At 71.1% G+C, this 23,455-nt stretch carries 21 protein-coding genes and 2 pseudogenes; 9 read left to right on the plus strand and 14 right to left on the minus strand.

Annotated features, from left to right (window positions below; all coding sequences use genetic code 11):
- Positions 1-603 precede the first annotated feature (603 nt).
- From ACYVPE_RS09605 to ACYVPE_RS09625, 5 genes are all read right to left on the minus strand, one after another.
- A complete protein-coding gene (locus ACYVPE_RS09605) occupies positions 604-1,911 on the minus strand; it encodes a tetratricopeptide repeat protein (RefSeq protein WP_461033032.1) in 1,308 nt (435 codons plus the stop codon).
- Positions 1,912-1,936: 25 nt separating this feature from the next.
- Positions 1,937-2,257 (minus strand): chaplin family protein, encoded by a 321-nt coding sequence (locus tag ACYVPE_RS09610; protein WP_461033033.1) that lies wholly within the window; start codon positions 2,255-2,257, stop codon positions 1,937-1,939.
- A gap of 278 nt (positions 2,258-2,535) precedes the next feature.
- Complete coding sequence (locus ACYVPE_RS09615) at positions 2,536-3,720, minus strand: S8 family peptidase (RefSeq protein WP_461033034.1); 1,185 nt, start codon at positions 3,718-3,720, stop codon at positions 2,536-2,538.
- Positions 3,721-3,852: 132 nt separating this feature from the next.
- Positions 3,853-4,038, minus strand: coding sequence for a hypothetical protein (locus ACYVPE_RS09620; protein WP_461033035.1), 186 nt, complete (start codon positions 4,036-4,038; stop codon positions 3,853-3,855).
- Between the two features lie 276 nt (positions 4,039-4,314).
- On the minus strand, positions 4,315-4,497 hold the full coding sequence (locus tag ACYVPE_RS09625; protein ID WP_461033036.1) for a hypothetical protein: 183 nt from the start codon (positions 4,495-4,497) through the stop codon (positions 4,315-4,317).
- A 707-nt stretch (positions 4,498-5,204) separates the two neighbouring features.
- Here ACYVPE_RS09625 and ACYVPE_RS09630 point away from each other — a divergent pair.
- Both ACYVPE_RS09630 and ACYVPE_RS09635 read left to right on the plus strand, forming a co-directional pair.
- On the plus strand, positions 5,205-5,825 hold the full coding sequence (locus ACYVPE_RS09630) for a Rho termination factor N-terminal domain-containing protein (RefSeq protein WP_461033037.1): 621 nt from the start codon (positions 5,205-5,207) through the stop codon (positions 5,823-5,825).
- A gap of 726 nt (positions 5,826-6,551) precedes the next feature.
- Positions 6,552-9,191, plus strand: a complete 2,640-nt coding sequence (locus ACYVPE_RS09635; RefSeq protein WP_461033038.1) for an ATP-binding protein — start codon at positions 6,552-6,554, stop codon at positions 9,189-9,191.
- 608 nt (positions 9,192-9,799) lie between these two features.
- Here ACYVPE_RS09635 and ACYVPE_RS09640 read toward each other — a convergent pair.
- Positions 9,800-10,597: an SDR family NAD(P)-dependent oxidoreductase gene (locus tag ACYVPE_RS09640; protein WP_461033039.1), complete on the minus strand. Its 798-nt coding sequence runs from the start codon at positions 10,595-10,597 to the stop codon at positions 9,800-9,802.
- Between the two features lie 59 nt (positions 10,598-10,656).
- Between ACYVPE_RS09640 and ACYVPE_RS09645 the strand changes: the two genes are divergently transcribed.
- Complete coding sequence (locus tag ACYVPE_RS09645; protein WP_461033040.1) at positions 10,657-11,037, plus strand: MerR family transcriptional regulator; 381 nt, start codon at positions 10,657-10,659, stop codon at positions 11,035-11,037.
- Positions 11,038-11,089: 52 nt separating this feature from the next.
- Here the strand turns inward: ACYVPE_RS09645 and ACYVPE_RS09650 are convergent, their stop codons facing one another.
- The gene (locus tag ACYVPE_RS09650) at positions 11,090-12,466 is read right to left on the minus strand and encodes a helix-turn-helix transcriptional regulator (RefSeq protein WP_461033041.1); all 1,377 of its coding nucleotides are present in this window, start codon (positions 12,464-12,466) and stop codon (positions 11,090-11,092) included.
- Between the two features lie 217 nt (positions 12,467-12,683).
- Here ACYVPE_RS09650 and ACYVPE_RS09655 point away from each other — a divergent pair, with 217 nt between their 5' ends.
- From ACYVPE_RS09655 to ACYVPE_RS09670, 4 genes are read left to right on the plus strand one after another with little or no spacing between them, the layout of a single operon-like run.
- On the plus strand, positions 12,684-14,030 hold the full coding sequence (locus ACYVPE_RS09655) for a glycosyltransferase family 4 protein (RefSeq protein ID WP_461033042.1): 1,347 nt from the start codon (positions 12,684-12,686) through the stop codon (positions 14,028-14,030).
- A complete protein-coding gene (locus tag ACYVPE_RS09660; protein WP_461033043.1) occupies positions 14,027-14,350 on the plus strand; it encodes a hypothetical protein in 324 nt (107 codons plus the stop codon). The genes ACYVPE_RS09655 and ACYVPE_RS09660 overlap by 4 nt, the downstream gene beginning before the upstream one ends.
- 34 nt (positions 14,351-14,384) lie before the next feature.
- Positions 14,385-14,798, plus strand: coding sequence for a hypothetical protein (locus ACYVPE_RS09665; RefSeq protein WP_461033044.1), 414 nt, complete (start codon positions 14,385-14,387; stop codon positions 14,796-14,798).
- The gene (locus tag ACYVPE_RS09670; protein ID WP_461033045.1) at positions 14,732-16,000 is read left to right on the plus strand and encodes a hypothetical protein; all 1,269 of its coding nucleotides are present in this window, start codon (positions 14,732-14,734) and stop codon (positions 15,998-16,000) included. Before ACYVPE_RS09665 ends, ACYVPE_RS09670 begins: the two co-directional genes overlap by 67 nt.
- 79 nt (positions 16,001-16,079) lie before the next feature.
- On the opposite strand, the pseudogene ACYVPE_RS09675 reads toward ACYVPE_RS09670, so the two are convergent.
- From ACYVPE_RS09675 to ACYVPE_RS09700, 6 genes and pseudogenes are all read right to left on the minus strand, one after another.
- Positions 16,080-16,958, minus strand: a pseudogene (locus ACYVPE_RS09675) (glycosyl hydrolase family 95 catalytic domain-containing protein); the annotation flags it as partial.
- A gap of 73 nt (positions 16,959-17,031) precedes the next feature.
- Positions 17,032-17,340, minus strand: coding sequence for a carbohydrate-binding protein (locus ACYVPE_RS09680; protein WP_461033046.1), 309 nt, complete (start codon positions 17,338-17,340; stop codon positions 17,032-17,034).
- Between the two features lie 7 nt (positions 17,341-17,347).
- Positions 17,348-18,421 (minus strand): family 43 glycosylhydrolase, encoded by a 1,074-nt coding sequence (locus tag ACYVPE_RS09685; RefSeq protein ID WP_461033047.1) that lies wholly within the window; start codon positions 18,419-18,421, stop codon positions 17,348-17,350.
- Positions 18,422-18,473: 52 nt separating this feature from the next.
- Positions 18,474-20,090, minus strand: a complete 1,617-nt coding sequence (locus ACYVPE_RS09690) for a glycoside hydrolase family 27 protein (RefSeq protein WP_461033054.1) — start codon at positions 20,088-20,090, stop codon at positions 18,474-18,476.
- A 143-nt stretch (positions 20,091-20,233) separates the two neighbouring features.
- Positions 20,234-21,142: a CE1 family esterase gene (locus ACYVPE_RS09695; protein ID WP_461033048.1), complete on the minus strand. Its 909-nt coding sequence runs from the start codon at positions 21,140-21,142 to the stop codon at positions 20,234-20,236.
- Positions 21,143-21,653: 511 nt separating this feature from the next.
- The gene (locus tag ACYVPE_RS09700) at positions 21,654-22,811 is read right to left on the minus strand and encodes a hypothetical protein (RefSeq protein ID WP_461033055.1); all 1,158 of its coding nucleotides are present in this window, start codon (positions 22,809-22,811) and stop codon (positions 21,654-21,656) included.
- On the opposite strand from ACYVPE_RS09700, the gene ACYVPE_RS09705 reads away from it, so the two are divergent.
- Both ACYVPE_RS09705 and ACYVPE_RS09710 read left to right on the plus strand, forming a co-directional pair.
- Entirely contained in the window at positions 22,782-22,922 is a 141-nt protein-coding gene (locus ACYVPE_RS09705) for a hypothetical protein (protein ID WP_461033049.1), read from the plus strand. The genes ACYVPE_RS09700 and ACYVPE_RS09705 overlap by 30 nt on opposite strands.
- Positions 22,919-23,047 (plus strand): hypothetical protein, encoded by a 129-nt coding sequence (locus tag ACYVPE_RS09710; protein ID WP_461033050.1) that lies wholly within the window; start codon positions 22,919-22,921, stop codon positions 23,045-23,047. The genes ACYVPE_RS09705 and ACYVPE_RS09710 overlap by 4 nt, the downstream gene beginning before the upstream one ends.
- On the opposite strand, the pseudogene ACYVPE_RS09715 reads toward ACYVPE_RS09710, so the two are convergent.
- Positions 23,044-23,455, minus strand: a pseudogene (locus tag ACYVPE_RS09715) (IS200/IS605 family accessory protein TnpB-related protein); the annotation flags it as partial. The gene ACYVPE_RS09710 and the pseudogene ACYVPE_RS09715 overlap by 4 nt on opposite strands.

A 23,455-nucleotide genomic window follows, 5' to 3' on the forward strand; every position in this document is an offset into this window, starting at 1 on the left:
GCCCCGCTTCTCAGGGGGCACGGTCAGGGCCAACACCGCCGGCCGCAGCGGCCGCCGTATCCCTGGCGGATGGCTCGTCAGTGCCGAAAGTGGTACCTGATCAGGCGCGAGTGTGCCTCATCCGCGGTCATGCCCAAGGTCTTCCGATCGTTTCCCAAGCCAGGTCGTCGGCAAGGACGGCGTGGGTGGCTTGGCGGCCGGTGCGCTGGGTGGCGCGTCTTCACACGTCGACCACGTTCGTCACCGCGGCTGCGACCGCCGCGCGGGCCGTAGGCCGGGCACAGGCTTCACGCGGCCAGCGACGTTCTGCCAGTACTTCGTGGCCGGCCGTCGCGATGGACGCTTCGGTCAGCCGCTCCGGGCCGGTTGTCGAGATGCGCCTGGGTGACGGCGAGTTGGGACTGGGTGTCGGCCCGAGTGATCAGCGGAGCGTGCCGGGCCGCGGTGTCGGCGGCCTGCCGCGTCGGAACGAGTGCTGACTGGTGGTGGCCGAGCGCGTCGGCGCGGGTGGCAGCGTGCGCACGGCTCCCCGCCACCTGCTGAGGGGCATGGATGACGGTGGAGTTCACCGCGGTGCCCCAGCCGTAGCCGCGTTTCCAGGCCCTACCGGGGCGACCTGGTAAAGCTGGCGTGCGCGTCGGCGGGAGGCGCCCCGCGCTGCTGGATGGGGTGACCGGCGTCCGCGTTCTCCGTTGTCGTGAGGAGGAGGTCTTCGTAGGTGTGGTGGTGGCGCGTGGTGACGCGGTGGTGCAGCAGATCGGCCGCGCGGGCGTGTTCGCCGATGTCGGTCAGGGCGCGTGCGAGGGTGTCCTGGACGATCTCCCGTTCCACCCGTACCCCGCCGAGTCGTTCGACTCTCTCGCCCAGGCCCGCCAGCAGGTCCACCGCCGCCCCGGGGTGGCCCGAGGTGAGGTGGGCGAGGGCCTCGGCGACCGGGGCCAGCACGTCGCGGTAGTCGGGGCGCTGGTCGGCGGCCGCTTGGTGGGCCAGGGCGTTGAGGTCGTCGGTCGCGGTCTCCACCGCCAGGGCCAGGGCCAGATTGAAGGTGTGGAAGACCTCCGCCATCCCGCCCGGCGCGGACAACAACTCCCGTACCAGCCGCAGGTCGCAGCGGCCGGCCGGGGACTGGCCGATGAGCAGCAGGCGCCAGTTCGTCGCCGCGCGCATGCCGACGTCGGAATGGGCCAGTGCGGTGTCCGCCCGGCGGCGCGCGTCGGGGAAGTCTCCGCAGGCGATCGACTGGAGGGCGGCGTGCCAGTTGAGGTGACCGAAGTTCATCGCCCCCGGGTCCACTGCCAGCCACTGGTCGAGGAAGGAGACGGCGGCAGGGCCGACGCCCAGTTCGTGCTCGGCGTGCGCGCGGGCGTGCGCTGCCACGCCGGAGCGTGGATACCGGGCCAGCGCTCGCTCGGCCAGCTCGTGGGCTTCTTCCACCCGGCCCTGTTCCGCCCGTACCGAGGCCAGCCAACTCGCCCAGGTCCAGCTGTCCGGGCCGGCCGCGGCGTACTGCTTCTCGACCAGGGCGTCGCCGTGTTCGCGGTAGGCGGGGTCCCCGCAGTCGTGGAACGCGCCCAGCATGAGCCCGGCCACCTCGTCCGTCGGCCACTGCGCGAAGTGCCTCACCAGGTGATCGGCGGTCAGCCGGTAGTGCCGGTGCGTGTGGAGGAACACCCCGTGGACCAGGCTCGCCTGTCGTGGTCCGACGGCCCGCGCGTCCCGGTGCGCGACCACCAGCTCCTGCTTCAAGGCCGCGTCGCTGAGACCGTCGCCCGTTGCCAGCATCAGCAGCGCGCGGGCCACGCCGCAGTTCGGGTCCTCGCGAGCCCACTCCCGCAGCAGGGGCAGCCCGCGCCCGCTCAGCGCCAGCAGCTCCCGCACCGCGGCGTCCTCCAACGACACTTCCGAAGACATCCCGACCGCCTCTGTCCGCCGCTGCTCAGACGTTCGCCCTGAACAGCGCGGTACAGACGATGCCGCTGTTCCCGCACTGCTGACGTGACAGGTTCAACGGCAGGCCGACGTTGTTGCCGCCCCCCGCTCCGCTGCCGGAAACGGTGCTGCCCGTGGCCTGCGCGTCGCCCTGTAGGACACAGGTGTTGCCGAACACCGCGTTCCCGATCCCGACGACGCTGGCCTGAGCGGCACCGGCCGGAACCAACGCCGCGCCGGCCGCCGCACCGACCACCGCGCTCACCACCGCGGTCCGCCTGGCCGACTTCCGCGCGCCGCTGCCCACGTTCCGCGTCTCCACGTGCATCACGTCCCTCCTTCAGCCGGGACCCGATCCCGGCGCTTCCCTCTAGATCGCGCCACGGAGACCACGCCCGAGCCGCACCCCTCCCAACGATCCAGGCCCGCTCCCGACACTCCCAACGAAACCTCCGAGCGGATGGCAGCTCTCAGAAGGACGCTGCGGGAGACGCCGTGCTCGCTGTCGGGCGTACCGACGGCCTGCGATCAGGCCGTGGAGTGCGGCGAAACGACAGCGGGCGTTCGCGGGTGGATGCGGCGCGAGCCAGGGAGGTTCCGCTGGCGTCACAGGCCGTTGGTGTAGAGGAGTTGGTTGGGTGAGTTGGGGCCGAGGCGGGTGAGGACGTCTTTGGTGGAGTCGGCCGTGAGCCGGTCGATGATGTCCTGGGGAGTGGCCTGGGGATCCCGCTCTCGGAGGAGGGCGGCGGCTCCGGCGACGTGGGGCGCGGCCATGGAGGTGCCGTTGAGAGTGCTGGATCCGCCGCCGAGCTTGGCGGACACGATCGAGACGCCGGGCGCGTACAGCGAAAGGCAGGTGCCGTGGTTGCTGAAGCTGGCCTGGCGGTCCTGCTGGTTGACCGCGCCGACGGTGAGGGCGTTCCGCGCGCGGGCGGGAGAGGCCTCGCAGGCGTCCTGGGCGCTGTTTCCGGCCGCGACGACGGGCAGCACGCCCTGGTCGGCGAGTGCGTTCACGGCCGCGTCGATCGCCTCGGAGGGGGGTCCGCCGAGGGAGGCGTTCACCACCGCCGGCTGCTGGGCGTGGGCGGCGATCCAGTCGAGGCCCGCGAGGGAGGCGGCTGTCGAGCCCTCTCCCTGGCAGTCGAGGACGCGGACGGCGACCAGGGACACGGCGCGTGCCACGCCGTAGGTCCGGCCGCCGACGGTGCCCGCCACGTGGGTGCCGTGGGAGTGGCAGTCCTGACCGTTGTTGCCGTCGTCGACGGCGTCGAACCCCACGGTGGCGCGCCCCTCGAACTCCTCGTTGCCGGTCTCGATGCCGGTGTCGAGGACGTACGCGGTGACTCCCTCGCCGGTCCCGGTGACCGTGAACCGGTCGTCGAGTGGGAGGTCGCGCTGATCGATCCGGTCCAGCCCCCAACTCGCCACCTCGGCCACGGGCGCGGGCGCGGCCACGGTGTCGACGCTGATCCGGGCGTTCTCCTCGATCGCCTCGACAGCGGGCAGCGTGCGCGCCAGCCGCAGCTGGACCGGGGTGAGGGGGACGGCGAAGCCGCGCAGCGCCGTGCCGTAGGTGAACAGGGGCTGGACGCCGAGTTCGTCCAGCACCGCCTCCGGCGAGAACCCGGACTCTACGGTGACGATGTACTCGCCAGGAACCGCCGCCAGGGAATCCGCCACCGCGACCGAGCGCTCGCCGGGCCCGGTGGTGGCACTCACGCCACCGGCGCTACCGATCAACGACGCGAACAGCAGGAGAACAACCGCTAGCCGGCGGGCACTCACGCGCATACACACTCCAACACACAGGACGGGAACTGCTCGCTGACCCGAACACAGCCAGGAGGACAAATGGCTCGGGCCCGCGGCACGAAGAGGACCGGGAACCGTGGCGCCAGGACCGGACGGGAGGCGAAGGAAGAATCAGCTGGTCGTACGGGCTGGCTCATTGCCAGCGAGCGTCTGGGCGCGCTGCCTCAAGTCCTGCGGGACGTCGTCCCGCTGAGCGACATCGCGGACCAAGTCCCGCACCTCCGCCGTTGTGTCAGCGGCCCCCTCGTCGCTGTTCTCGTCGTCACCCGCGTTGGAGAGGTTGATGAACGTGTCCATGCGTGAATTCCTCATTCTGGTGGAGAACGTGTGGTCAGTGCACGATCATGCACACCAGGCAGACGCGATGGACGACGCCACCACGCGAACACTCCGAAGGAGTGAAAACCAGAGGGCCGGAGACCCGAGCGGTCGGCGCGAAGAGGCGGGTAGGCACTGTGCGGTGTGAGATCGGCTCGTTTTCGGCCGGCTCTTGCGAGGCATGCGTCGGGCCAGCCCGGCCGCCGGTCCTGGAGCCGTGGGGCGCCAGAACCGGACGGGAGATGGTGGAGGCGATCAGCCGGTCTTCCCTGCGCCCTCCTTGTTCTCGATCGCCTGGGCGCGCTGCCTCAAGTCCTGGGGAACGTCGTCCCGCTGAGCGACATCGCGGACCAAGTCCCGCACCTCCGCCGACGCGTCGGGGGCGTCCCCGTCGCTGTTCTCGTCGTCACTCGAGCTGTTGATGGCCAGGTAGCTCATGGGCGTACTCCTCATTCCGGCAGTCGTACTGCTGGTGCACGATCCTGCACGTCACGCAGGCGCCGTGGGTGACGCCGCAGCGCGAACCGTTCGAAGGAGTGAAAACCAGCGGGCCGGAGCGACGGACCGACCCGAGGGCGCCAGTGCGCGCGATGCGTCGGCCGTGACGCATCGCTCGTCCTCGTGAGCGCACCCGTGAGACCGGCGCGGTTCACCCCTTGGGCGCTCCGCTGTTCGCTGATCGTCTACGGGCTCGTGTCGTCCGCCCGCGCTGCCCGCGCTGCCCGCGCTGCCCGCGCTGCCCGCGATCGCCCAAGAGTGGCCGCGGGGCTCTGGATCACCGCCGCGCACACCGCAAGCCGTTCCGCGGGCCGCCACCCGTCTGGATCGCACGGCTTGCCCGCATCACGGGTCCCGCAGTGACCACCACCGACCCGAACAACCGAAACGGCCCGCCAAAAGAACCGACGGACCGTCACGAAAGATCGAGGCTAGGGGCCCAGAACAGTCGTGCCGTGATAGCCGGAGCTTCCGTTGTGGGTAGGGCTGCCTGTGAACTCTGGATGCCCGAATTCGGTGAAGGTAGGCGACAGCTTGTGACCGATGACGACCCGAAGGCTCCAGTCGCAACCGAGGACGGTTCCAGTTCGCGACGGTCTGTCCCCCGGCGTAAGGGGCGTTCGAGCAGTGGTCTCGCGGGAAGGACATTGCCCGAGCTGCAGCAGATGGCTGCCGCGTTGGGGATCAAGGGCGCCAGGCGGATGCGTAAGAGCCAGCTGATTTCGGCGATCTCCGATGCCCAGAAGCGCGCCAGAGGGGAAAGCCGAGCCAAGACGGCGGCGTTACCGGTCACGATCTATATCTCGGACGAGGCCGCGCATCGCGAGGTCGAGTCCGCGGTGGAGGAAGTGCTGCGGTCAGCCGGACTGAGAATCGTGGAGCGGGAGGACCCGATCTTGGGGTCCTGGTTTCGTCGCATGCGCGCAGCCGTGGGGCGCGTCGCGCGCTCGGAAGTGGTGCGAGAGGGCGCATTGACGGCCGCGCATGTCGCTGACACCCGGCTGGTGCTGGCCCAAGACGCGACGATCACCTCCACCATGCTGCTGAACCTCGGTCCGGTGATCACTGCGCTTCAGCCGACGAAGGACGCTGTTCTCCGTATCGGCGCGCTGCTGATCGTCAAGGTCGACTGGACCGTGAGCGTCTTCCAGTTGACCGCGGCCCAGCAAGCCGTGCTGGACCATCAGCCGAAACTCGCCACGTCTCCGCAGGACGTGATCAAGGCACTTGAGCTACCCGAGTCGTCGGCGCCGTCGCTGGCCGAGTAGGTCCGCGGCGGGTAGGCCCACGGGTTCCCATGTATACCGTCCGTTGGTGTGTATCGCGCAGGATAGACAGCAACTCCCGACTCGGTTGAGATCGCCCCGGCCGCGCGGGGTTTCGATTGGATCAACAGGTCTGCTCGGCCGGGGGCCCGTTGCCAGGATCGCGGCATGACACCAGAGGTTGCCGCGCTGATCGGCGCGGGCATCGGGACCGCTGGCGCGGTGGTCGGCGGCGTTCTCGGGTTTCTCGCAGGCCGGCCCAGGCTCGCGCCACCGTCAAGGGGGTGCGGATGCAGTTGGAAGGCCAGCGCGAGGATGCCCTGTGGCAGGCCGAACTCGATGCGCATGCCGCGTTGATCGGCCAGTTCCACCAGGTCCGGATCGCGATAGCCAACGCGATCGCTCTCTTCGGAATGCCACGTGCCGAGGCTGCGCAGGTCGCGGCTCATGGACACGGCACTCGGGTCGAGGCGTTGGCCCTTGTGACGAAGCTCGCTCAAGAGTGCTGGCACCGGGAACTCCTGCTGAAAATGTGCCACCCGCGGCGCCTGTCGGGCGGCATGACGGCTCCTCGGTGTGTTGGCGGACACGGGCGTCGAGCGTCCAAGTGGGGCTGGCGTTCACTCTTGCGAGTGATGCTTGTGGATGTCGCTTCGTGGGGGAACTCGTCTCTCTACCGTGCGAGTCGCGTGGGCCCGTGTTCCCGAACCGCCCGCGCGGGGAGAGGTTGTGGACACGACATCAGCGGCCGGCGCCGCCCCGGAAGGCACCGGCCCGGAGGGCACCGGCCCGACGGCGCGGTTCGACGTGCGGGCCCGCGGCTCGGCCCGGGTCTTCGTGGCCGGGCGCGACCTGAACGTCACGCTTCCGCCGCCGCCACAGGTCCCGGTGGCGGCGCTGCGCAGCCTGCCACGGGACATCGCCTCGTTCACCGGCCGCGAGGTCGAGATCGCGCGGGTGTGGGAGGCCGGGCGGTCGGCCCGGGTGGTGGCCATCCACACGGTGGACGGAATGGCCGGCGTCGGCAAGACCGCGTTCGCCGTGCACCTGGGCCACCGGCTCGCCTCCCGGTTCCCCGACGGCCAGTTGTTCCTGCCGCTGCACGCCCACACCCCGGGCCGGCCACGGACCGCTCCCGTCGACGCCCTGGCCGCGCTCCTGCTCGCCTCCGGCCTCGACCCGCGGAACGTGCCCGAGGGACTGGACGCGCGCGCCGGCCTGTGGCGCCACCGCGTGGCCGACAAGCGGCTGTTGCTCATCCTGGACGACGCGGCCGACCACGCCCAGGTCGAGCCCCTGTTACCCGGCGCCGGGGAGAACCTGGTGCTGATCACCAGCCGCCGCAGGCTGGCCGCCCTCGACGGCGCCGCACCGCTCTCGCTCGGCGTGCTCCCGCCCGACGACGCGGCCCGGCTCTTCCACCACCTGGCCGGGCGCCCCACCGACACCGCCGCGGTCGCCACGCTCACGGAACTCTGCGGGCGACTTCCCCTCGCCGTGGCGCTGCTCGCAGGTCGGTTCGCCCACCACCCGCACTGGGAGCCGTCCGCCCTCGCCGAGAAGTTCGCCGCCGCACAGAACCTGCTCGGGGAACTCGCCGCGGGCGACCGGGCGGTGCGCGCCGCCTTCGACCTGTCCTACCACTCCCTGCCCCCCGCGCGGCAGCGTCTCTTCCGGCTGCTCGGCCTGCACCCCGGCCTCGACATCGACGCACCGGCCACGGCCGCCCTGTCCGGCCTCCCGGTGCCCGAGGCCGAGTCCGAACTCGAAGCCCTCTACCTCGACCATCTCGTCGACTCCACCGCCGCCGGCCGCTACCGCCTGCACGACCTCGTCCGCACCTACGCCCGTGACCTCGCCGCCGAGCAGCAGACACACCGGGAGCGCTCGGCGGCAACCGACCGGCTCCTCGACTACTACGAACGGGCCGCCGCCGTGGCCGGCCGCCATCTCCACGACGAGCCGCGGGCGTTCACCGCCGCGGGCCACCACCTCGCCGCCGGACCGCCCGGTGCTCATCTGGACTCCCCGCAGCAGTGCGTGGGCTGGCTGCACGCCGACCGCGCCAACCTGTTGGCCTGCGCCCACCACGCCCTGGCCACCGAACGTCCCGATCGAGCGGCCCGACTGGCCACCGCCGTGGCCGCGTTCCTGCGCCAGCACGGCCCGTGGGACGAGGCCACCGCCCTGCACCAGGCCGTCGCCGACGCCGCCGCCCGCTCCGGCGACCGGACGACGGAGGCCGACGCCCTGTCGGACCTCGGTCGGCTGCGGTACCTCGGCGGCGACTACCACGGTGCCGCCGAACTCTTCCACCGCGCGCTCGACGGTCAGACGGCCAGCGGCAACGTCCTCGGCCAGGCGGACGCCGTGCGGGAGTCGGGCTGGTGCAGGTATCTGATGGGCGGCTACCGCGAGGCCGAGGAGCTCACCGGGCGGGCGCTCTCCCTCTACCGTTCTCTCGACAGCCGCCTCGGCCAGGCCAACGCCCTGTACGACGCCAGCGGCATCAACTACTCCGTGGGGGACTACCCGGCCGCCGCCGAGTCGGCCCGACAGGCACTCGCACTGCTCGAACCCCTCGACAACCGGCTCGGCCAGGCGCGCGCCCTGTTCGGCCTGGGACAGGCGCACTACGCCCTCGGGGACTACCGCGAGGCCCTGCGGGTGGCCCAGCGATCCCTGGACCACTACCGCACCCTCGGCAACCGCATCGGCCAGGCCAACGCCCTGCGGTTGCTCGGACGGATCCAGCACGTGACGGGAGACCAGCAGGCCGCCGCCGACCTGACCTGCCAGTCGCTCGACCTGCAACAGACCGTCGGCAACCAGCACGGGGTGGGCAACGCGCTGACCCATCTGAGCCGGGTCAGCCAGCAGGCCGGCGACTCGGTGGCGGCGATCGAGTTGGCTCACCGGGCCCTGAGCGTCCATCGCGGACTCGGCAACGCGCACGGCCAGGCCAACGCCCTGCTCGAACTCGGCCGGGCCCGGCACGCGACCGGCCGCCACCGGATCGCCCGCGACGCCCTCGGACGTTCACTCGCGCTGTTCCGCGAGGTCGGCGACATCCAGGGCGAGGCCGAGGCGCGGCACTCCATCGCCGAACTCCTCCTGACCACCGCCGGATCCGCCGCGGCACACGGCGAGTTCCGGCGCAGCCTGGAACTCGCCCGACGCGCCAACAGCCCGCTTGACGAGGCCAACGCCCTCGCCGGCATCGCCCGCTGCCACGCGTCCGACGGCGACCGGGCGGCGGCCCGCACCGACCTGACCGCGGCCCTGACGCTCTACCGCCGCATCGGCGCCGCCGCGAGCGACACCACCGCCGCGCTTCTCACCCACCCGGTGTCCCCGCCCACGGCCTGAGACACCTCTCCCGCACGGGACCGACGTCGGCATCAGGGCGACTGGTCCCGCTTGGCGGCCGTTGCTGGACGGGTTCGCAACGGCCTGCGTGCGGCTTGGATCACGACGGACGGGGCGTCGGCGTGATGCTTCGGAGTTTGTCGACGGCCATTGAGTCGTCTCGCTGGCGGTGCGGCGCCGGAGGCTTCGGCGTCGCTCAGCGGCCAAGGTGTCCTTCGGGTGCGGTTGTGGAGATCCGTAGACATCTCGGAAGCGGCATGGGCAGCAGCCAGATCCACCCGTGAGGGAGGACCTCGCTGGCTGGTCCGATGGCTTTGAGGAGGGGCCGCCGTCGGTGGTGGGCCGGGTCGAATCGGGGTCGAATTGGGGTGGGTGACTGTGATCGGCTGCGATCCGCTCTGGGGGCATCACCCCACTCAGGGCTTGTATGGCCCGGCGTGATGCCGGGCCTGACGGGGGCGGCGGGTGAACCCGGCGTACAGGCCGCCGCTGACCGTCTCCCCGGTGATCGGATGAGGCGTCCGCCGGAGGACACCTTGGGATTTTGGTGTGCGTTCGCGGCGACTGATGCGAGGGCTGATCCAGGGCCGCCTACGGCGCACGGTCCTTCATTCCCCGAGGCCCTGGCTGAACCCGCCGTCCACGGGCAGTTCCAAGCCGGTGGTGAAGGTGGCCTCCACGGCCAGGTACAGCGCGGCGGCGGCGACTTCCTCCACGGTGCCGCCGCGGCGCATGGGCGTGGTGGCGTTGCCTTGTTCGACGAACTCCGAACGCTGATCGTCGGTCAGGTCGGCGACTCCCATCGTGGGGGTGAGGATGAAACCGGGTGCGATCGCATTGACGCGGATGTTGCGGGGAAGCAACTCCGCGGCGAGCACCTTGGCGAAGGCGGCGACTGCCTCCTTGGCCCCGGAGTAGGCGCTGAGGCCCGGGAAGATCTGGTCATTGGAGACGGTGGTGAACACGATGGAGCCGCCCTCGGACACCAGAGGCGCCAGCCGCTGCACGGTGAAGAAGGAGCTTTTGGCGTTGACTTCGAAGATGCGGTCCCACGAGTCCTCGGTGACCTCTTCGAGAGTCTGGAACTCGGCGATGCCATGGTTGACGAACAGGTAGTCGATGCCACCCAGGATGTCGGCGACCTGGTCCCTGAGGGCGGCGATGGCGGCCATATCGGTGGCGTCGGACCGCACCGGGTGGGCCAGCGGGGTATCGAGCGCCGCTTGAGCCTCGGTCAGTCGGTGTTCGTTACGTCCGGTGTAGACGACCTCGGCGCCACGGTCGGTCAGGGCCCGGACAACGGCCTGCCCCATACCGATGGTGCCGCCGGTGACGACGGCCTTCTTGCCCGCCAGGGCTTTCGGGTCGATGGTCGGGGGTCGCTGAGCGCTGTGGTTCGTTGTCATGGCGGTTACGCTAAACCTTGACATTGACGTGAGAGTCAAACTTCTGTGACGGGAGTCATATGTTCATCGGAGAGCTGTCGCGTCGCACCGGCGTCAGCGCCAGAGGGCTGAGGTACTACGAGGAGCAGGGCCTGCTACAGCCGCAGCGGCGGGCCAGCGGTTATCGCGAGTTCGCCGATTCCGATGTGGCGGCGGTGCGTCGGATTCGGGTCCTGCTGACGGCAGGGCTGAACACCGGCCTGATCCGGGAGGTGCTGCCGTGCGTGGCCGACGAGGGCGCCATACTGGCACCGACCTGCGAGGAAATGACCAAGGACCTGCGACACGAACGCGAGCGCTTGAGCAGTTCCATCGAGCAACTCCAGGCCGCCCACGCCATGCTCGACTCGATCATCCACGCGGGCGAATCGGTCACCGTCCGGGCCGAGTGTGACGCATAGGGGCGCGCTTGCGGAGCTGAGCCTCCGTAGAGGCCCAGCTCACCGGCTCCCGCTACGCGACCAGGACTGTGCGGGCCCGTTCGTGGAAGTCGCGGGCGGCGGGTTCGGTGCTGGTGCTCATCTGGTCGGCGAGGTCGAGGAGGGGGGATGTGGTGCGGCTCGAGCTGATGTCCTCGGCTAGGTCAAGGGCCCGATTGGCGGTGTCCGCTGCGCGTTCGATCTCGCCCTGCTGGAACTGGACGTCGGCCTGCCGAGTAAGAATCCATGTCTTGTCGCGGACCCGATCGCTGGGGAAGGCGGCCAACGCGACGTCGAACAGCGCGGCGGCGTCGTCCAATTCACCCATGTTGCTGTACCCGGATGCGGTGCTGGCTTGGAGTTCGGCTCGGTCGTACCAGTAGGCCCAGGCGGGGTCGTCCTCGATGCGGTTGTCGGCTTCGGCGAGGAGTTCTTGGGCGCGGTCGAGGTCTGCCCAACAACGGCCGTCGCCCAAGTGCGCCCGGGTGCGTCCTCGGCGAGAGGTGAGCATGGACTCGACGCGCAAGGTGGTGCGGCCCCGGGCAGCGGCCAGAGCCGCGGAGGTCATCGCCTCGGCATCGTTGAGGCGGTTGGTGTACCTCGCGGCTTGAGCCCAGAAGCCGAGGATGTTGGCGCCGAGCGCGTCGTCACCGGCGATTTTCGCGGCGCGGAGCGCGGTCTCGAACGTGCCGTCCGCACACTCGCCGTGCACATCGAAGGTGGCGGCGCCGCGTTGGCGGGCGAGGTCGGCGACGGCGGCGTACAGGCGGGCGCGGTGCTCATCGCTGTAGCTGCGGGTGCGGAGCAGGCCGTTGACGAGGGCGAGCGTGCTGGCCGTTTCGGGCAGAATCGCGCCACCGCCGTCGGCGTCGTCGAGTCGCCAGAGAGACTGAACGCGTCCTTCGATCCGCGCGACGGCGGCCTCGCCGATGCGCTGTCCGGTGGTCAGCTGGCCGGCGGCGACGGGGTCCGCAGTGAGCCAGGCGAGGAGCGAGGCGGTGAGGGTGCCGCCGGAGATGAGGACGAGTTCCCTGCGTGTGACGTCCATGGGTGCACCACCTGCGAGGTCATTGAGCGCTTGGGCTGCGCCGGGCAGGGTCCAGGGCCGCGGGGTGGGTCGTTGGGCGGGATCGTCGGCGAGCCACTGTGGCCATGGTCGCTCATCCACCAGCCCGCGCGGAATACCCAGTTCGTCCGCGATCAGTTGCTGGGTGGGCCGGTCGGGCATCCGGTCCTTCTCCCAGTGGCAGACGCCGTCGCGCCCGGTCCTCAGCGGCCGCCCCGCCTCGATGCTGCGTCGGCGGAGCCGGCGCGCGAACTCGGCCTGCGTCAGCCCTCGTGCGTCGCGTGCGCGTTTGAGCAGGTAGCCGAGGGGGCGCTTGGTCTTGGGGGACGGGCGTGTGGTGGTCATCCTGCCTTCGCTCTCACCTCGCTGCGGACACACGCGGTAAACGCAGGGTAGCTGACTGCTCCGCATCGGGGCAGGTCAGCGGGTGTTGCTCCTTGTTGCTCCTCGCGGCAGCGGGTGGCAACGGGATTGATCTACCGCGGAGTTCGGGATCTTCGAGAGCGTTGAGGGGCCGCCATCTCGCCGTCGAGATCCGCCCCGGAGGAACGCCATGCCGCCCATGCCGAAACGCCTACTGATCTGTGCCGACGACCTTCGGGGTCGCTGGCTGTCCACCGGTGGCGACAAGCCGGTCCGGGAGTCCGGCCTCGTCGAGCACACCCACCAGCTGCTCGCCGGGCTCGCGCGCCGGCACCCCGGGACTCGGGTCACCGTCGCCTTCACCGGCGCGGCCGAGCCCGGCGGGCTGGCGGAGTTGATGACTCCGGAGGGGACGCGGGTCCGGGTTCTGGCCATCGCGACCCGGTTCCCCGAGTTCCTCCAGGACCGCGGCAACCGGGCCTGCCCGATCCGCACCCACCGCTACTACGAGGAAGGCCTCGACCGGCCGGACAATGGCCTGTGGCGGTCGTTGGCCGAGCAGTACGCGAAGGCCGTCGAGCAGGCGGACGCCGTACATGTGTTGGCGCAGAACGTCGATCCCCTCGTCGCGTTGCTCAAGGCCAGGGAACGGGGGCTGGTGGCCGCCGACCTGCGGCTCACCGGCTTGATCCATGACACCACCGACACCGGCCGACGTATCGAGTTCGTGGCGCGTCGGTTGCTCGCCGGACGGGTGGACCTGCGGCTGATCGCGGGTTCGGAGTTCGTGCGGCGCACGCTGGTCTCCGCCGGCGTCCCGGAGAGCGCCGTAACGGTGGTGGCCAACGGGATCGATGCGGGGCGCTTTCGTTCTCTGGTGGCGAGGGCGTCGGGGGACGGGGTGTTCCGTCGGATCCGTGAACGCAACGGCGTCGATGTCGGTCACCGCGTCATCCTGGTGCCGGGGCCACGTGTGCCTGGGCGCGGTCATGAGGACGTCATCCGGGCCGTGGACGTGCTGGTGCGTCGTGGGCGGCTGCGGAACTCCTGCGTCGCCGTCACCGGCGCCGGGCTCGTCGATCCGCGCTGGCCTGGCTATCAGGACCATCTCGCCCGGCTCATCAGAGAGGCCGGCCTGCGCGATCGCGTCCACCTCCTCGGCCCGCTCAACCGCCTTGAGACGGTCGCCTGCTACGACTCCGCCGACCTCGTGGTGCGCCCGCCCCGGGTGCCGAGTCCGCTGGGCTACAGCCTGATCGAGGCCATGCTGGCGGGCGCGCCCGTCGTCACCACCGCGCGGGGCGGAGCCGGCGACGTCATCGAGCACCGCCGCAACGGGCTGCTCGTCCCGCCCGGCCGGCCGCCGGCCCTCGCCGAGACCATCGAGACCGCGCTGACGGACCGGGATCTCCACGGCCGGCTCGCCGTCGCCGGTCGTGCGACCGCCGGGCGACTCACCCAGGACGCGATGGTCGACGGCTACGAGGCCGTACTCACCCGCGCCGCCCCAGCACGCCCCATCCACCGGCGGGCGGGCATGCGGTGACGCACGCCCTCGACCACCCCACGGTCTTTCAGCGGGCGGGGATCTCGTGCGCGCTCTGCGGCCACTTCCTCGCGGACGCGCCGGGGACTCGTGTCGTCGCCTCGGCCGGGTTGTCGGCCTGCGCGCCGACCTGCCGCACACACCAGCGGATCGCCTGTCGCGATACCTGGCCGACCACCACGACGGACGCCGCGGTCCTCCTCGTTCTCCTCGCCGCCGTCGTCCTCGCGCTGCTCCGCCCGGCGGCGGGTGCCCACCCGATCACCGTCCCCGGGCCGTGCCTGGCCACCGCCTGCTCACCGGCCCGCGCGCTGGCCTGACCCCGGTCGACGACCACGAGAGGAAACGGATGACATGGCACACAGCGAATTGATGTGTGACGCCTTCCTCGGCGAGCACACCGTGCGGCCCCGGTTCGCCGTCGACACGGCGCTGGCCTGGCGCTGCTACCTGACCGACCGGGCGGCGGAAGCGGTGGGCTGGCTGTGGATGGACCTGAGCCGACCAGGCGCACACCGGCAGGGCGAAGCCGGCTGGCGCGCCGGGGAGTGGCGGTTGCGCGGCTACCAGCGCGCCCTGGCCCGACTGCGCCGAGGCGAGCCCGTCACCCTCACCCTCGGCACCCACCGCTGGGAGATACGGCCGGTGCGCGCGCTCCGCCTCGTACCCGTACCTCCCGTATCGAACGAAGGACGTCGCACGTGCCCACCCACCTCGACCGCGGCTACCAGCGACTCTCCGCCCCCGCCGCCCGCCTCTACCGGCTGATGGGCCTGCACCCGGTGCCCGAGCTCAGCTCGGACGTGACGGCCGCGGCTCTCGGCGCCACCTCCCACCATGCGCTGGAGGAGTTGCTGGCCGCCGACCTCGTCAGCGAACTGCCCGCCGCCAGCGGTGGGCAGGACCGGTACGGCATGCTGGCCGCCGTCCACGGGCACGCCGCCGGACTGGCCGAGCAGCACGAGAGCCAGCCGGCCAGGTCGGCGGCGTTCCAGCGGATCTGCGACTCCTACGTGCTGTCCGCCGCGGCTGCCCGCGCCGAACTCGAGCCCTACCGCTCGGCCCTACCCGCTTACGCCGACCCCGCGCCGCACGCGATCTTCCTCGGACGGCACGAGGCACTGGGCTGGTTGCGGACCGAGTACCCCGCGCTCCTGGCCGTCATCCACCACGACCAGGCGCCGGGGCGCGCCGTGTACCAACTCGTCAGCTCGCTGTGGCCGTACTGGCTCAGCCTCGGCGGCAGCCACCAGGCACGGTCCGCCCACCGGCTCGGGCTCGCCGCGGCGCGAACCGCGCGGGACCGGGAGGCCATTGGCCGCCTGCTCACCCACTCCGGCCTGCTCGAACGCTCCACTGATCCGCAACACGCCCGCGGGCTGCTCTTCGAAGCCGTGCAGCACTACACCGTCGCCGGCGACACCCGGCGCGCCGCCTGTGCGCTTCACCACCTCGGGCTGGCCAACAAGGCGCTCGGCCGCGTCGACGAAGCACGGGACCTGTGGTGGCGCGCCGTCGCCGACTGCCGGCACCAGGGCGAGGAACGCACCGCCGCCCTCGCGCTGACCGCGCTGGCCGGCCTGGCCAACGAGACCGCCCGGCACGCCGAAGCCGCCGCGCTGGCCAGCACCGCCTACGACACGCTCATCCTCACCAGCCCAGGACCCGACCCGCACAGCGCCGCACTCGCCCAGCTGCAGTGGGCCCGCGCCGAGGCCGCGACCGGCAACACCGACCGAGCCCGCGACCTCCTCTGCGCGGCGGTCGAGACGCTCGCGGGGCTGGGCGTCTCCCGACACTGCGGCCTCGCCCTCGTCCAACTCGGCGCCGTACACGCCGGCGAGGGCGCCCGCGACCGCGCGCTCGACTGCTACCGCCACGCCGCACGCCTCGCCGAGGACCGACACGACGCCCGCGACCTCGCCACCATCCAGCACGCCATCGACGCACTCGCCGGGCTCACGAGCTGAACGGGGCGGCGCGGAGGAACGGCTGCCGTCCGCCCGAAGCGGACCTCCAGAAGGAAGGCTGGCCTCGGGGGCGCGCTGATCACCGTGGTGGCACGGGGGAGAGCTGGTAGGTGGTGCCGGCGGTGGCGGTGAAGGTCACCAGGGTCGGTTCCGGTCGTTGCACGGCGACCGGCTGGCCGCCGGCGGTCACGTCCACGGGGACGGAGGTGCGGACGCGGACCGTTCCGGCGGCGCGGGGGCGCAGGGTCGCCTGGGTGATCACGCCGCCCGCCCAGGCGATGTCCACGGTGTGGCCGCCCCTGGCGAGCAGTCCGGTGACTCGACCGCCGGGCAGGGCCGGCGGGAGCGCGGGCAGGAGGTGCGTCTCGCCGGCGTGGGAGTGCAGGAGCCATTCGGCGATGCCGGCGGTGGCGCCGAAGTTGCCGTCGATCTGGAACGGCGGGTGGAGGCAGAACAGGTTGGGGGCGGTGCGGTCCGGGGTGAGCTGGGCGCGCAGCAGTTGGTAGGAGCGGTTGCCGTCCTCCAGCCTGGCCCAGAAGTTGATCTTCCAGGCCAGGGACCAGCCGGTGCCGGCGTCCCCTCGTCGTTGCAGCGTGACGCGCGCCGCCTGGGCCAGTGACGGGGTGCCACGGACGGTGATCTGGTTGCTCGGGTGGAGTCCGTAGAGGTGGGAGACGTGCCGGTGGGTCTGCTCGGGGGCGCCGGCGTCCCAGTCCGCCTGCCACTCCTGGAGCTGCCCCTGCGCGCCGACCCTGGTCGGCGCCAGCCGGCCACGCAGCGCCAGGACCCTGGCGCGGAGGTCCGCGTCGGTGCCCAGCAGCGTCGAGGCGTCGGCCACGGCCTGGAAGAGGTCTCGGATGATCTGCGTGTCCATGGTGGGGCCGGCGCACACGGAGACCCCCGGGTGGTGCGAGTTCTCCGGCGAGTTCGAGGGGTTGGTCAGCCGGAGCCGGCCCGTGCGGTCGTGGGGGCGGCGCCGGCGACCGCGCCGGCGGCGGAAAGTGCGAGGAAGTGCCGTCGGGCCTGGCTGCTCAGCGCGTGAACTGCCACCAGTTCACGTTGAAGAGGGAGCCGCTGCCGCCGGTGAACCGGAGGTAGAGGTCGCGGGTTCCGGTGGCGCCGGTGACCGGGCAGGAGACGGTGGTCCAGGTCTGCCAGCCTCCGGTACCAGGCACGTCGCACGTGCCCGCCCGTGGGCCGGTGGCGCTGTCCAGTCGCACCTCGATGGTGCCGCCACCGGCCGCCGAGGCCACCCGCGCGGTGAAGGAGCTCGCTCCCGTCCCGAAGGCGGCGCCCTTGACCTTGAGCCAGTCGCCGTTGTCGATGTAGCCGACGTTCATTCCGCCCTCACTGGACGGTTCGGTCTCGACGCCGGAGGCCCAGGCGCTCGTCTCCGCCTCCTGGCGGACGAACGGGTTGAGCGTGCCCAGCTGTGGCACCCCGGCGGTGGTCATGTTGAGCGTCGGGATGGTGCCGTCGGCGTGGTACTGGAACCTCTCCACGGCGACCGAGCGGGTGAAGCCGCCGCCTCCCGGCAGTGCCCCGTTGTGGTAGAAGAAGTACGAGTTGCCGCGGAAGTGGATGATCCCGGGGTGGTTGGTGAAGCTGCTGCCCTGCGCGGGCATGATCGTTCCCCGGAAGGTCCAGGGCCCGGTGGGGCTGCGCCGTGGAGTAGGCGATGGACTCCGAGCAGCAGTTCGCCGCGAAGACCATGTAGGAGAGGCCGTTGCGCTGGTAGACCCAGGGCGCCTCCTCGTAGAGCGTCGGGCGGGACGGGTTCCCGTCGCGTCGGCCGAAGCCCGCGGTGGTGAGCGGGATCTGGGTCGGGCCGCCCGTGAAGGAGGTCATGTCGGCGTTGAGCCGCACGTACCAGAGGTTCGGGTTGCCCCAGTAGAGGTAGGCCTGCCCGTTGTCGTCGATGTACACGGCGGGGTCGATCTCGCCGTTCTCGACGAGCGGGCGTCCCAGGGCGTCCCTGAAGGGCCCGGTGGGGCTGTCCGAGACGGCCACGCCGATGGCCATCCGTCCCGTCGCCCGGTTCGTCACCGGCACGTACCAGTAGAACTGGCCGTTCCTGGCCACGACATGGCCCGCCCAGGCGTTGGTACTCGCCCAGCTGAACGTGGCCAGACTCAGCGGGGAGCCGTGATCGGTCCAGTTCACCATGTCCGAGGACGAGAACACCCGCCAGTCCCGCATGGTGAAGTAGGTCGAGCCGTCCTCGTCGTGGCCCGTGTAGAGGTAGACGCGGTCGTTGTGGACGAGGGGCGCCGGGTCGGCGGTGTAGATGGTCTGGACGACGGGGTTGTCGGCCCGCGCCGCGCCGCCCTGGAACAAGGTCATGACGCACAGCAGGCTCACCGTCCAGGCGATGGCGCGCCTCGAGGTCCGACGGGCCAGGAGCGGTGTTCTCGGTGTCACGATCACTCCTCAGGTGGTGGGTTCCGGTCGCGCAGGGCCGTCTGGCGGCTGCTCAGGAGCGGGTCCATCTCTGGTTGGGCTGGCCGTTGCAGGTCCAGAGGATCGCCCTCGACCCGTTCGTGGTGCCCGCCTGGTCGACGTCGAGACACAGCCCCGACCGGACGTTGCGGATCGATCCGTCGGCGGCCAGCGTCCACCGCTGGTTGTCCTGACCGTTGCACGGCCAGATGACCACCGGCGTCCCGTTGCTGGTGCCCTGGTTGGAGGCGTCGAGGCACTTGTCGCCGAAGACCCGGATCTCGCCGCCTGCCCAGGTCGTCCAGGACTGGTTCGCCGCCGTGTGGCAGTCCCAGATCAACGTGGTCGCACCCTGGGCCGTCGAGGCGTTGTCGACGTCGAGACAGCGTCCGGAGCCGGCGCCGCGCAGCCGGGAGGTGGTGTTCTCCAACCGGGTGCCACCGGACACCCGGTAGACCGCGACGCCGTGCGCCGGCACGCTCGCGGAGAGCTGGCCGCCGCTGGAGGAAGTGCCGCCGGTCCACAGGTCGGTGAGGGTGAACGAGCCGCCGGACAGACCGATCTGGGCCGCCGTGGTGGTGATCGTGGCGGTGGCGGCGCCCCGGTTGAACAGGCCGACCGCGACGGAGCCGTCGGACAGCGGCTTGGCGAACACCTCGGTGGCGCCGTCGTCACGCACCCGTCGTCCCCCCGCGCCCAGCGGGTCCTGGTTCACGGCCAACAGGCGGGGGTTGCGCAGGATCGCGCTGACGTCGGCGGACATGGTGCGGATGTCGTTGCCCGCCATCAGCGGCGCGGCCATCAGGGCCCACAGCGCGAAGTGCGACCGCGCCTCGGTCAGGGTGAGTCCCGGCCGGCCGACGACCAGCATGTCGGGGTCGTTCCAGTGCCCTGGCCCGGCCTGCGAGGCAAGCGGCGCGTTGATGTCGACGACGTTGCCCACCCCCATCGGGTAGCTGTTGGTGTTGCCGTTCTGCCAGATGTCCAGCAGGTCCTCGGTGGTCCGCCACAGGTCGGCGACCTGGCCCCAGTCGTAGGTGGAGCCCGTGATCGCGTGGAGGCTGTTGGGGTTGATGCTGTAGACGATCGGACGTCCCGTGGCGCGCAGGGCGTCCCGCATCAGCGTGAACCGGGCGACCTGCTCGTCGCGGGTGCCCTGGGGGGAGCACCAGTCGTACTTGAGGTAGTCGACTCCCCAGGAGGCGAAGATGTCGGCGTCCTGCCTCTCGTGCCCCATGCTTCCGGTGGAGCCGGGGTACCCGCCGACGCGCTGGGCGCAGGTGCGCTCGGTGGGCGACATGTAGATGCCGAACTCGAGCCCGCGGCTGTGGATGTAGTCGCCCAGGGCCCGCATGCCACTGGGGAACCGGGTCGGATGCGCGCGCAGGTTGCCCTGGGCGTCGCGCTGCGGGTCGAACCAGCAGTCGTCGACCACGACGTACTGGTAGCCGGCGTCCCGCATACCGGAGCTCACCATGGCGTCGGCGGCCTGGCGGATCACCGTCTCGTTGACGTTGCCGCAGCCGAAGCTGTTCCAGCTGTTCCACCCCAGCGGCGGGGTGAGCGCCGGGCTTCCTGGCGCGGCCTGGGCCGGGGAGCCCGGCGCGGCCTGGGCCGGCGGCTGGGCCGGCGTCATGAGGAGCATCGTCATCGCGGCGGCCAGCGCTGTCAGCAGGTGGGGCAGCCGTCCGCGGATCAACGTACGCATGGTCTGGCCCTTTCTCGACGGAGGTGGGGCGTCAGCGGGCTCCGCCGTCCGGTGCCCGCGGGCACCGGACGGCGGAACCCTGTGGGCTAGAACTGGGTGATGAAGCGCCAGGTCTCGCCGGGGAGCCAGGTGCGGGAGCCGCTGTCGCCGGGGGCGCCGTCCTGCGGGGCGGCGATGTGGCCTCCGTCGAACGCGGCCCAGGTGACCGGTCGTCCGCCCGCGCAGCCGGAGTACGTGGTGGTGACGTGCCGCAGGCTGCCCTGGGCCGGCTCGGGCGGGTTCTGCGCGGCGCAGCCGTTGTTCCTGACGAACCGGTCGCGCATCGAGCGGCCGTTGGCGATGTTGTCGCTGACGCCGTGCGCGGCGAAGTAGGCGACTGATCCGGTGCCGCCGCCGCAACCGCTGATCTGGCCGGGAGCGCCGTAGACCGCGACGCCACGGAAGACGTTCGGCCGGGAGCAGGCCAGGGAGTAGCTCATCGCTCCGCCGTAGCTGAAACCGAGGGCGAAGCGCCTGCTGGTGTCGACGCAGAGGTCGGCTTCGAGTCGCCGCAGCAGGTCGTCGACGAAGGTGACGTCCTCGCCGCCGGCGTTGGCCCAGCCGTTGCTGATGCCCTGCGGGGCGACGAAGATGGTGCTGTTGTTCGCCAGCCGCTTGAGGCCGTAGTAGGCCCAGACGTCCCGCTCCACGGTCTGGCCCGTGGCGACGTCGGTGGCGGTGCCGCCCCACCAGTGGAATCCGAGGACCAGCCGGTAGGGGCGGTTGCGGTCGTAGCCGTCGGGGACGTCCAGGATGAAGCTGCGGTTCTTGCCGCCGCTCTGGATCGTGTGGGTGCCGTCGCCCAGCGTGGGCGCCTGTCCGCACGCGGCCGACGCCACGGCGGCGCTCTCGGCCCCGGCGGGTGGGGAGGCCGCCTCGGGGGTGCCGGCCGCCGCCTGGCCGCCCGTGACCAGGGCGAGAAGTGCCGCGACCACGAGGGGCACGGAGATGGGCACGGATAAGAACCTGCGCCTCGACATCATGCGGCTCCCTCGGCTGTTGACATGCCTGACATGGGTCTCTCCTCGATACCAGGGAAACGTCCGAGGCGGTGCCGCGCGCGAGCGCTGCGACATGGACAAGGGGGAAGCACGGACGGTTCCATGGCGGCTCTGCCGGAGGCTCCGTCACACGAGAGCGCCTGTCGTCCTCAGGCGTTCGGCATCGTGACGCACGTGTGGTGGGGGCCACCGGTACGGAAGGTGGATGGTGCGCGTGCTGCCGTGCGACGAGCCGCGTTCGAGATCGCGAACGCTTGTCGGTTCGTCAGACATGGAGCATAGAAGCGTCGCGTTCGGTGTCAACCTCTCCGGCGGGTAATGATTTCGAGGAAACGGGCGAATTCAATCGCCAGCCAGGGGTAAGTGTGGATGACCTGGTCCATCTTCTTCGACGAGGGCAAGCTCGGAAGTGACGAAACGATCGTCAATTCCCGCAGAATTCACGCGAGATGGGAGACGCGGGTTCTCAGGTGCCCTGTCGCTCCTGTCGCAGCAGCCACCGCAGGATCGAGGGGTCCTCGTAGGTCGGGCCGTACGCGGCGTGGTAGTCCGGTTCGGAGAACGCGTCGTTCGCGTACTCGGTGTAGTGGACGAGGTCCTCGATCTCGGCGGGAGGGGAGCCGGCGGCGAGGTACGCGTCGCGGAGCAGACGCTCGGAGTCGCGCCCGTAACTCACGGGCAGCAGGTGGTCGTTGAGGCCGTGGGTGATCCAGACGGGCGTCTCGGACGCGGCGATGCGTTCCGCCTGGTCGGCGCCGACCCGGAAGCCGCCGGTGACGAGTGCGGCGCTGAACAGTCCGGGGCGCTGGGCCAGGGCCTCCCAGGCGAGGGTGGAGCCGTAGGACATGGTCGACGCGTACACGCGGTCGGGATCGACGGCGTGGGAGTCCATGAAGTCCTCGACCAGCGCGGCCATGAGCTCCGCCTCGGCCGGGGCGCCGACCCGCTGGTTCTGGGGCGCGAGCACGATGACGTCCTCGTCGGTCCCCGTCCACTCCGAGTCCAGCCAGGCGGTGGCCGGGATGTCGGCGGCGAGCTGGACGCCCAGGTTGTCGCCGTCCCACCCCATGCCGTGGCCGGGCAGGATCACCAGCAACGGGTAGCGCCGCCGGGGGTCGTAGTCGCTCGGCAGGTGGTAGGCGTACGGCAGGACCATGCCGTTCCTGAGATAGGTGTCCTGCTCGAACTCGTCGACCAGCAGGTCGCTCGGACGGCCCGTCAGCGGGTGCGCGGTCGACGAGCCGGGGGACAACAGCCTTCCCCGGCCGTTGCCTTGGCCGGGCTGGGCGTAGACGTCCTCGTTCTGGGTGACCCGCGTCGGCAGGTCCTCGTTGACCTTCACCGAGCAGCGGACCGTCGGGCAGCGGGAGACGATGACGGTGTTGCCGCCGGGGTCGGTCGGCGCCAGTTCGACGACGACGTAGCGGCCGGCCCGCGACCTGCCGTCCTCCCGCGGCTCCGGCGCGCTGTTGGTGTAGATCCGGGTGACGGTCCGGTCCGCGAACCGATCGAGGTCACCGTCACCGTCATCTCCGCCCTGGCCAGTTTCGACATCATCTACATCTCCACCCAGGAAGGACCGGGCAACGCGACGATGGTCCCCGGCCTGGAGATCTACTACCAGGCGTTCTCCGACCGGGAGATCGGCGTGGCCTCCGCGCTCGCCGTGGTCCTCATGGCCCTCGTGCTCCTGTGCGTCCTTCCCATCCAGCGGCTCACCAGGGAGCGGCCATGATCGTCGGCAAACGCGAGGCGTGGACCGGGCAGGTGTTCCTCGTCCTGCTGATGGCCTTCACTATCGTGCCGTTCGTCAGCCTGTTCGTCACCGCGCTCCATCCCTCGGGCAGCTACCGTTCCTAGGGACTGAGCGGGAGTGGGTCCTGTCGCCAGAACTCATGCTCAGCCGAACGCCCCGAACGGTGTTGGGCGTTCTGGTCTACCGCGTTCTCGCCGTATCCGGCGCGCACGGATCGTGTCCGTGGTCCGGGGATGCGGGGGCGGTTTCCCTCACGCCCCGGGGCCATCGAGCTGGCCTGGACGGTCCGATGCCCCGCACGATCACTCCTGTCGTGCGGGGGCGGTGCCATCCGTCGCCGGATCGGGTGCCCCAGGGCGCGCCTGCCGATCGCCACCGCTGCCGCGTCGTGGCGAGTGGTCTTCCTGTTCATGCCGGTGAGGGGCTTTTGCCAGTGCTGGGCGCCCCACTTGGAGGTGTAGGCCGGGTCGACGGCGACGATGGTGATGCCGAGTTCGGCCGCCATCGACACC

The sequence above is a fragment of the Streptomyces mayteni genome, assembly GCF_054783955.1.

Bases quoted from the DNA above. Each gene is read 5' to 3' on its own strand.
- ACYVPE_RS09605 (WP_461033032.1), bottom strand. From the start codon at position 1,911: ATGTCTTCGGAAGTGTCGTTGGAGGACGCCGCGGTGCGGGAGCTGCTG.
- ACYVPE_RS09610 (WP_461033033.1), bottom strand. From the start codon at position 2,257: ATGCACGTGGAGACGCGGAACGTGGGCAGCGGCGCGCGGAAGTCGGCC.
- ACYVPE_RS09615 (WP_461033034.1), bottom strand. From the start codon at position 3,720: ATGCGCGTGAGTGCCCGCCGGCTAGCGGTTGTTCTCCTGCTGTTCGCG.
- ACYVPE_RS09620 (WP_461033035.1), bottom strand. From the start codon at position 4,038: ATGGACACGTTCATCAACCTCTCCAACGCGGGTGACGACGAGAACAGC.
- ACYVPE_RS09625 (WP_461033036.1), bottom strand. From the start codon at position 4,497: ATGAGCTACCTGGCCATCAACAGCTCGAGTGACGACGAGAACAGCGAC.
- ACYVPE_RS09640 (WP_461033039.1), bottom strand. From the start codon at position 10,597: ATGACAACGAACCACAGCGCTCAGCGACCCCCGACCATCGACCCGAAA.
- ACYVPE_RS09645 (WP_461033040.1), top strand. From the start codon at position 10,657: ATGTTCATCGGAGAGCTGTCGCGTCGCACCGGCGTCAGCGCCAGAGGG.
- ACYVPE_RS09650 (WP_461033041.1), bottom strand. From the start codon at position 12,466: ATGACCACCACACGCCCGTCCCCCAAGACCAAGCGCCCCCTCGGCTAC.
- ACYVPE_RS09655 (WP_461033042.1), top strand. From the start codon at position 12,684: ATGCCGAAACGCCTACTGATCTGTGCCGACGACCTTCGGGGTCGCTGG.
- ACYVPE_RS09665 (WP_461033044.1), top strand. From the start codon at position 14,385: ATGGCACACAGCGAATTGATGTGTGACGCCTTCCTCGGCGAGCACACC.
- ACYVPE_RS09680 (WP_461033046.1), bottom strand. From the start codon at position 17,340: ATGAACGTCGGCTACATCGACAACGGCGACTGGCTCAAGGTCAAGGGC.
- ACYVPE_RS09690 (WP_461033054.1), bottom strand. From the start codon at position 20,090: ATGACGATGCTCCTCATGACGCCGGCCCAGCCGCCGGCCCAGGCCGCG.
- ACYVPE_RS09705 (WP_461033049.1), top strand. From the start codon at position 22,782: ATGGTCCCCGGCCTGGAGATCTACTACCAGGCGTTCTCCGACCGGGAG.
- ACYVPE_RS09710 (WP_461033050.1), top strand. From the start codon at position 22,919: ATGATCGTCGGCAAACGCGAGGCGTGGACCGGGCAGGTGTTCCTCGTC.